Source organism: Flavobacterium macacae (assembly GCF_003865365.1).
GTDB lineage: Bacteria > Bacteroidota > Bacteroidia > Flavobacteriales > Flavobacteriaceae > Flavobacterium > Flavobacterium macacae.
Map to the genome: position 1 here is coordinate 1 of NZ_RQVR01000033.1, position 8,945 is coordinate 8,945.

Consider the following 8,945-nt stretch of genomic DNA (forward strand, 5'->3'; position numbering starts at 1 on the left):
AACTGGAATTAGGTGCTCACTTTAAACTGGAATCGGGTGGTCAATATCACTGGAATTTGCAAACCCGGCACGTGATCAAGCCAGGATTAACGGGCTGGGCACAAGTGAATTATGCGTATGGAGACTCGATAAAAGACAGCTTGATCAAACTGCAATACGACTTATATTACATCAAACACCGAAGCGTTTTCTTAGACATCAACATTACGATCAAAACAATAAGTACGATTTTGTTTTATCGTGGACAATAAATAGTTTGCCTGTTCAGATAAAAGCAGTCACTATTTTTCATTGTCAGTAAATTGCCGACGTCCTTTCAACTCTGTAGCCTGAACTCTGTTATCTAACTTTCCTGTTATTTATCGCAAACTTCGATAATAAAACTGTTGAGGTAATCAGCATTGGCAAAAATAATAACAATTGAGCCTTGTTAATAATGATTACCATATACACCACAATGCAAAGCAAATTAAACAAAGCTAAGTTTGAAATCCACTTTCTGTTTTTGGTTTTCAAGAAATAAAGAAAAATTAATAACGTTGGGTTAAAAAGTAAAATATTGTAGTTCCAAGCCACTTCTTCGTGGAAGGAATAAAACCCAACGCCTGAAAGAAATACGCCTAAAAGTCCCATGATACTGAAATAAGCAATGTAAATACCTTTCTTTTTCAAGACTAAAACTAATAAAACCAAAGCAGAGAAAAAGTAAATATTATTCCAGATCGAAAAAGTATTTTCAAGAGGTTTGGCCTCAAAAACCGTTTTTGTTTCAGAAACTAAAGGTTGTCCGTCAATTTTTGTGGATTTTAAAGCTTCCATCAATTCCAAAGGAAGAAAAAGTACTTCTGCTTTTTTATCCGTTTTTGGTCCGAAGATGATATTTACGCCTAATTTCTGGAAAAAATTAATGCTCAAATACGGATTTAGAATTTCTCTATATGTTTTTTCAACAGGTTTTTTGCTTGCAATTACCTTGCTTCCCAAAACTTCATTGACCTTGTCAATAACCATCGTCGTGCAGTTTCGGTCAATAAATTTATACGTATAAAAGCGTTCTTCTGAAAATAAAGTCTGGTTCAGACGGTCAAACAATTGCTGTTTTTGCGTTTTAGTCAGGTTCAAGGTTTGTTCAAATATCGAGCGGTTTTCTTGTCGGTAATTGTATTCAAAATCAGGATATTGATTGGTAGCTACAAAATATTGCAAATCTCCCTTAACAAATTTCGCCAGAAAAAAAGGCGTGTCAAAATCAAAGTATCCAAAGTTGTACACCACGTCAATGCCACGTTGCTGGTCTTGAACGCGCAAGCCCGTGTGTCCGTACAAAGTATGCGATTCTGAAGCCGTGCCAATGGTTAAAATACTGACTTTTGCTTCATCAGATAAAATCCCATTTTGGGCAAAACCATTAAAAAAAGTGATTAAAAATAGAACTATAAGAAGCTTGAGTCTAGACATTTTTTCAAAATTTGTACACAAATATCCGAGAAATAAATTCAAAAATCAACGGCAATTTTAATAAAGATTAGGAAGAAGCGAAATAAAAATTACCTTCTGAAAATTCCCAAATCTACTTTTACAGAGAAAATATTAGAATACAAAGCCACACTTTGGTCGCCAATATCTGTCAAAGCATAATCCACCTGGATGCCTTTATATTTGAACCCAACGCCAATATTGGGCTGAAAACCCACTTTGTCGGTTCCGTCCAATTGCGTCACATTCTGGAAATTTCCAACGCCCGCTCTCAAGAAAACTAAATCAGTGTAGCCAAACTCAAGCCCGACGGCGGGATCAATGCTTGCAAAATCCGTTGAAATAATATCATTGGTCTGCTCAAAACGCGTATTCAGGTTCACGGCAGCCAAAATGCTGTAATCATATCGGATGATGAATTTTTTCGCGATTCCCAATTGTAGTTTTGGCAGCGTAATTTCAGAATCTTCCGGCAATTCTTGATTCTGTCCCGGAATCGCATCCTTGATTTTATTGTACTCGTCTTCATTAATGTTCCAAATATTATACGTTGTGGTCACATCACGCACCATCAATCCAAATTTCCAGTCGTTTTGTTCAAATTGGACACCGATGTCAAAACCAAATCCCCACGAATCGGCAAAATCGCCAATGATCCTGCGAATGACTTTTGCATTCACGCCATATTGAAACCCGGGAATTTTAAGTTTTCTAGCATAGGAGAACGTAATGCCATAATCAGCCGTAGAAAAAAGGCTGATCCTGTTGTAATCAATATTTCCTTCGCTGTCTATTAATTCGGTCGTATTCAAGATGTCATCAACCCCAAAACGAATCACCGAAAGTCCCCAAGCACTTTCATTGTCAATCGGCATCGCAAAACCGGCGTAATCATATTGCGCAATATTGGCAAAATAACTCGCGTGCATCAACGAAACCTGCTTGTCTTGAACGCCAATCAATCCCGCCGGATTCCAATATCCAGAATTCACGTCATTAGTACTTGCCGTCACTGCATTGGCCATTCCCAAAGCGGCAGCGTCAACACCAATGTTCATAAATTCGTTTGAATATTTTCTAACCGCTTGGCTGTGAGCAAAACTACACGCAAAAAGAAAGACAACAAGTAGGGGTTTTTTCAAAGTAAATTATTTTTGCAAATATCAAATAAAAATCTGTACTATGAAACGCACCAGACTATAAACTTATTGTGCTAAATTTGTGGACTTGCAAACCAAAATCAAAACCTATGCGAATTAAAGCTCAAGTTCCAAATATAATTACCTTACTGAATTTATTATCAGGCTGTTTTGCCTTGATATTTGCCTTTCACCAAGATTTTAAATTTGCTTTTATCTTCGTGGCGCTTGGGATTTTTCTGGATTTCTTCGATGGTTTTTTCGCGCGATTATTTAAGGTGTCCAGTCCGTTAGGCTTGCAACTGGATTCTTTGGCCGATATGGTTACCAGCGGGGTGGTTCCTGGGGTGGTGATGTACCAAATGATGAACCAAGCCTTGGGATTTCCGTCTTTTGGCTGGCCAACGTTACTTTTCCCTTTCCTCGGATTTATAATTACCTTGGGTTCTTGTTATCGCTTGGCGAATTTTAATGTGGATACGCGCCAAACTGATTCTTTTATCGGCCTGCCGACGCCGGCAAATGCGTTGGTGATTTTAAGCCTGCCATTGATTTTGGCAGATAACCAATTTGATTTTATCACAAATGCCTTGAGCAATGAATATGTTTTACTGGCTGTTGCACTTTTGAGCGCTTATATTTTAAATGCGGAAATTCCGCTTTTCTCCTTAAAAATAAAAAGCGCCAGCTTCGCCAAAAACAAACTACAAATCTTTTTTCTGGCCGTTTCGGCATTGCTTTTGGTTTTCTTCAAAGCACTCGGAATCCCGTTATTGATCATTTTTTATATCCTTCTTTCACTTTTGACTACTAAGAAAGAGTAGATCCGGTTGAAATTCTGACTCCTTTTTAAAATTTAAATTTTATATTCTATATTCTGTCCGTATCTGAATTTGGAATCTATCAGGTGATAGCGGCACTAAGACAGTATATTTTTTAGTTAACAAAAAATTAAGTTTTGTTTAAATCTTTTGTGTTCCGAAAAAAAATCTATTTTTGTCGCCACAAATTATTTATGGGTCTAAATACCACTATGTTAAAGAAAATATTATTTTTACTGATTCCTTTCTGCACGTTTAGCCAGTCCAAAAATTTTGATGCTGTTGCTGCGCAAAAGAACGTTACCCGATTATTATTTACAAAACCAGACAGCGCAAAGGTTTACTTAAAGCAGCTGATTGCTAATAAAGAGACGCTTTCGGACACGATGGTGGCCAAGACCTATAATAATTTTGGTATATACTATAATATTGTAGGAAATTCAGATTCTTCCCGATTTTACTATAGAAAGGCAATTGTTAGGTACTCCAATCATCCGCTTAATAAGGCCGGAAGCATCATCAATCTCGCCGGTTCTTACAGAAATTCTGGAGATTATCAGGTTTCTTTAAAATATTTAGAGGAAGCTTTGGCAATTTACGAGCAATTTAACAATCAAAGAGGAAAGGGCATTGTTTATGGGGAAATGGCTTCGAATTATACCTATATGTTGGAGTATGAAACGTCCATAAAATACCTGATGAAAGGAATTGCGATCTTGAGCAAAACCAATGAAAAACGAAACTTGGCGGTTCAAAAGCAGAAGCTTGCTAATTTATATTTGAAGATGGAGAATTTCTCATTTGCAAAAGATCTGTATGAAGAATCGTTGGCAGGGATGAAAGCGGTCAAGGATATGAAAAATTACTACCTGACGCTTATCAATTATGGAGATTGTTTGATGTATTTGGGTCAATTTGCAAAAGCAAAAGTAGTAATTTTGGAATCAGTGCAAGGTCTCGAAACCATTAATAATAAGGAACTTTTATATTTGGGTTATGCAAAGCTAGGCAAGATTTTTAAAGCCCAAAAAGATTCAAGATCCGCATTGCAATATTATAAAAAAGCATTTGACGGTCTTGCCACTTTGAATTCGTTTCGGTTTATGCAAATTGGTACAGAATATGTCAATTTGTTGAACGAACTGAAAAAATACCAAGAAGCGCTGACTATTGTGAAATTGGTTGAAAAGCGCAATAATGACAATTTTAATGCAGAAGACCAATTGTATTTTTATCAGGCTTCGGCAGAAACATTTAAGCATACCAACATTGAGAAAAAAGGAATTGAATCATTGCAAAAAGCAATGACTATTCAGGATTCTCTGGTAAAATTAGATAAGGAAACTGCGACGAAAGAAATTCAGGCGAAATTTCAGGTTGGAGCGCATCAGCAAAAGAATCAACAGCTGAGTCAAGAAAATACGCACCTTGAGCAAACGGTGAATAATTCTAACCTAAAATTTCTTATAATAGGTTTCGGACTTTTAGTTTTTTTTATTGGCGGTGTATGCGTGTATAGAAAAATTTCTAAAGAGAATAAAGCTGAAAAATCAAAACGGAAGGAAGTTGAAAGTACCCAGAGGTCGTTAAAAATGAAAAATGAAAAGAACAAAGAACTTCTTGAAGAACTTCGAAAAACGATTGACCACCGTCAGCAGGAATTGACATCAACAACGCTTCAGCTGGCCAGTATGCAAGATCAAATTAATTCTATTATTGAAAATGAGGATTTTAATGGCACTGAAAATATGTCTGTAAAAAAATCATTACTCCAGTTAGTCAAAAACAAGGATTATTGGGAAGATTTTGGTTCAAAATTCAATCAGTTGCATCCAGAGTTTAAGAAAAAACTAAAGCAAGATTTTTCTATGCTTACAAAAAATGACATCCAATTTTGCGGCCTTTTAAAATTAGGACTGTCGAATAAAGAAATTGCATCCATCTTACAAATCTCTCATGAAAGCGTTATTACTAGAAAATACCGAATGAAGAAAAAAATGGCAATCGAAAAAGATTCTGATTTCGACTTTATAATTGATAACTTATAAAAATGAACCTGCAGTTAGCAGGTTTTTTTATGCTTGGTCAATTTATCTTTAAGATTTAATTAAGAGCGCTTATTTCTACTTCAAATCTGATGCTGTTCTATTAAGGCTTTTTTAATGTGTTGATTTTTAGTCTTTTATATTTTTAAAAATCTAAAATTGTCTATGTTTAATCTATGCTTTATTGTATTTATTATTTACTATTAATGTATTTATTTGTAAAAAATTAACAACCAGGACAAATACCATCCAAATTAAATATTAATTGGATTTGAAAATTCCATTTTTACCACGAATGTAATTTTTCAATCTCCCCCTTTTGAAGTGTAAAGATTTTAAAATCCCCTTTTGACGATGCTTTATATTTCAGATTTAAAAAAATTAAAAAGTATGTAAAAAAAGATGCATCTCCCATTGCGATAAGCAAATGTATCGATCTGTTTTAACTTAACCGCTAATGCCGTGAGAGTAATTTACTCTTAAACACAGTCTCCATTTTAAATGAATGCCTACTCGTGGCATATCATTTTGTGTGTCCGTACGGTTTTTAGCTCCCAAAGTTTTCTTTTTTATACACAACCTTATTGTTTTCAGGACTATTTTGAGGTTAGCCCTGAATGTTCTTCTCTTGAACTGATTCAAGAACAATTATTCATTTAAACTAAACTTATGCAAAAAAAATACCTTTTGCCGCTTTATAAAAAAGTGTCGAGACTTTATGGCAGGCAAGAAAAAGTAAAAATGCTTTGCTTGCTGTTATTTTTATTTCTTGCAATTAATGCAAATGCACAGATAGGGAGCATACATCCTTTAAATGTTGCAAATTCTGGCGCGCTTCCACCGGCTTCGACTACCGGTGCGGGTACATTATCAAAAGCAGCCACGACAATGTCAATAATGGCAGCCGGCGGTGCCACTGACGCCTTAATATCAAATAATGTCTTTTTACAAGGACAATATGTGGAAGTAGGAATATCTCCATGCGGAGCTTTTGGAAGTACTGTTGCCCAACCATCTGGATATCATGGAAATGTAGGCGGAAGATTAGGTTTCGTTGCTGATCCGCTAAAAGATGGATGGAATGTGGGAAGCCCTCCATTTAATGGAGATTATTTTTTACCAGGATCTCCAGAAGAAGGATTTGGCGTTCAGATCAACGGTACTAATTATGGGAATTATGCTCAATGCAGTGAAAATAATATACCGATGACGAGCGTATCCAAAAGTTTTTCGAATGATACGCATTACGGAAATTGGGAAGGAACTATTGATGGCTTAAAAATCAAGCAGACGGTCAGTTTTATGGAAGGTGATACTTATTTTATCATAAAAGTAGAGCTAACCAATACAACTTCCTCGGTGATGAATAACGTTTATTATATGAGAAACGTGGATCCAGATAACGAGGCGGCTACTGGTGGAGGTTTTGAGACAAACAACGCAGTTGTTTATCAGCCAACAACAGATCCTTGCGGAAGAGCGTTAGTTTCTGCTACGGGAACTATCTTCGGACACTACCTTGGTTTAGCAACTATTGATACCAGAGCGAGAGTGACTTACGGCGGTTTCAGCAATAGACACGCGGGAAATATTTGGAACGGTATTGGATTGGAACAAAGTGGAAGCAGAATTGGTGATGAAGCAATCTCTCTTTCTTATAACATAGGGAATATCGCTCCGGGAGTCACAGAAACGGTAATTTATACTTATATTTTAGATGCTTCGCAAATTGAGAATGCGTTAAACAGTACCTCTAGAATTTATGCAAATGGTGTTGATATCACAGCGCCTCTCGCATACTCTTATTGTTCGCAACCTTTGAATCTTGAAGTAGTAAATGGCGAAAATATTACATGGACATGGTCACCAAGTACTTATTTAAATACAACTACCGGGACGAGCGTAATTGTTAACGCGCCAGCAGGAACGTATAATTTTAATGCTTCAGGGGTTAATGCTTGTGGTTATACGACTTCATATGATTTCACGATACAATTATCAGACGACATATTGCCTCCAGTTGCAAATGCAAAAGATATCACAGTCTATTTGGATGCTACGGGGACTTATGTACTCAGTGCTTCTCAGGTAAACGACAATTCTAGTGATAACTGTACCACTCCTTCAGATTTGATATACAGCATCAGTCCTTCAGAATTTGATTGCGCCAGTATCGGAGCAAATACAGTAACGCTTACAGTTACAGATGCTTCTGGGCTTTCTTCCACAGATACCGCAATTGTTACGGTACTAGAAACGGCTGCGCCTACAGTAATCACTCAAAATCTTACAGTTCAGTTAGGCGCGAACGGTCAAGCCGTAATTACGCCAGCACAGATCAATAATGGTTCAACCGATAATTGCGCAATTGCAAGTTACGCACTGAGTACAACAACTTTCACTTGCGCTAACGTAGGAACAAATACAGTTACATTAGCTGTCACGGACACTAGTGGCAACGTAAGTACCGGAACTGCAACCGTAATTGTCCAAGACACTATTGCGCCGATTTTGGGAGGAAGTTCTTCGATGTCAGTTCCACCAAATTCAACCAACAGTTGGGCTCCTTGGACTTATACTTTTTCAGACCCAATTCCTTCGGGTTCGGTACTATCTGGTGTCAGCTTAAACTTTGTTGCCCGTGACCAAGGTTGGGGCGGAACAGGAGATTCTGCACATATCAGTTTAACGGGAACCCACATAGGCTCTGCTCAACTTTTTGGTTCTGATCAGAATTATTCAATTAACTATAACCAGACTGTCCCGAGTTATGTTTATGGAGGAACTAATACCTTGCAATGGAGTTTTACCGGTTATCCTGGATGGCAGTCTTATTTTAATGGAGGAACCTTGACAGTTCATTATTTGAACGCTGGCGCCGTAGCGTCAACTACAATCTATCTAGATGCTAACGGAAACGCAACGGCCACGGCTGCTGAATTTGACAACGGAAGCGCTACTGATAATTGTACTGTAGCTTCAATTGCTTTAGCGCCAAACTCATTTACTTGTGAAAATATTGGAACTACTACTGCTGTCTTTACAGCAACTGATCCGAGCAATAATAGCGCTACACGAAATGTCACTATTACAGTTCTTGATGCAATAGCTCCCACGATAATAGCACAAAATATTACGATTAATTTAGATGAAAACGGTACTTATAATTTGACTCCAGCTGAAATTAACAATGGCTCTTTTGACAATTGTGGTATTTCGACTTGGGGAATCAGCCAATCGTTATTTACGTGCTCAAATGCAGGCCAAAGCTTGAATGTAACGCTTTTTGGAAGCGATGCTTCAGGAAACCTAGGTTCTGCTGTGGCAGTTGTAACTATTCAAGATTTGATTGCTCCAACTGTTATTACTCAAAATGTTTCAGTTCCGTTAGATGCAAACGGTCAAGCCGTAATTACACCAGCTCAGATCAACAATGGTTCGACAGATAATTGCTCAATTGCTAC

At 37.1% G+C, this 8,945-nt stretch carries 6 protein-coding genes; 4 read left to right on the plus strand and 2 right to left on the minus strand.

Translation table 11 applies throughout. From position 1 onward, the window contains the following. Nucleotides 1–251, plus strand: a 251-nt coding sequence (locus EG849_RS15175) for a sugar transferase (RefSeq protein ID WP_199732371.1), incomplete at its 5' end; no start/stop codon positions are given. Between the two features lie 88 nt (nt 252–339). Here EG849_RS15175 and EG849_RS15180 read toward each other — a convergent pair. Together EG849_RS15180 and EG849_RS15185 are read right to left on the minus strand one after the other, a co-directional pair. Beyond that, on the minus strand, nt 340–1,458 hold the full coding sequence (locus EG849_RS15180; protein WP_125014247.1) for a lipoprotein N-acyltransferase Lnb domain-containing protein: 1,119 nt from the start codon (nt 1,456–1,458) through the stop codon (nt 340–342). Between the two features lie 89 nt (nt 1,459–1,547). Beyond that, a complete protein-coding gene (locus tag EG849_RS15185) occupies nt 1,548–2,618 on the minus strand; it encodes a putative type IX sorting system protein PorV2 (protein ID WP_449404085.1) in 1,071 nt (356 codons plus the stop codon). A 107-nt stretch (nt 2,619–2,725) separates the two neighbouring features. Here EG849_RS15185 and EG849_RS15190 point away from each other — a divergent pair, with 107 nt between their 5' ends. From EG849_RS15190 to EG849_RS15200, 3 genes are all read left to right on the plus strand, one after another. After that, nucleotides 2,726–3,439: a CDP-alcohol phosphatidyltransferase family protein gene (locus EG849_RS15190; RefSeq protein WP_125014249.1), complete on the plus strand. Its 714-nt coding sequence runs from the start codon at nt 2,726–2,728 to the stop codon at nt 3,437–3,439. A gap of 209 nt (nt 3,440–3,648) precedes the next feature. After that, a complete protein-coding gene (locus tag EG849_RS15195; protein ID WP_158611965.1) occupies nt 3,649–5,484 on the plus strand; it encodes a tetratricopeptide repeat protein in 1,836 nt (611 codons plus the stop codon). 666 nt (nt 5,485–6,150) lie between these two features. After that, the coding region (locus tag EG849_RS15200) for a beta strand repeat-containing protein (protein WP_199732373.1) at nt 6,151–8,945 on the plus strand (2,795 nt) is incomplete at its 3' end.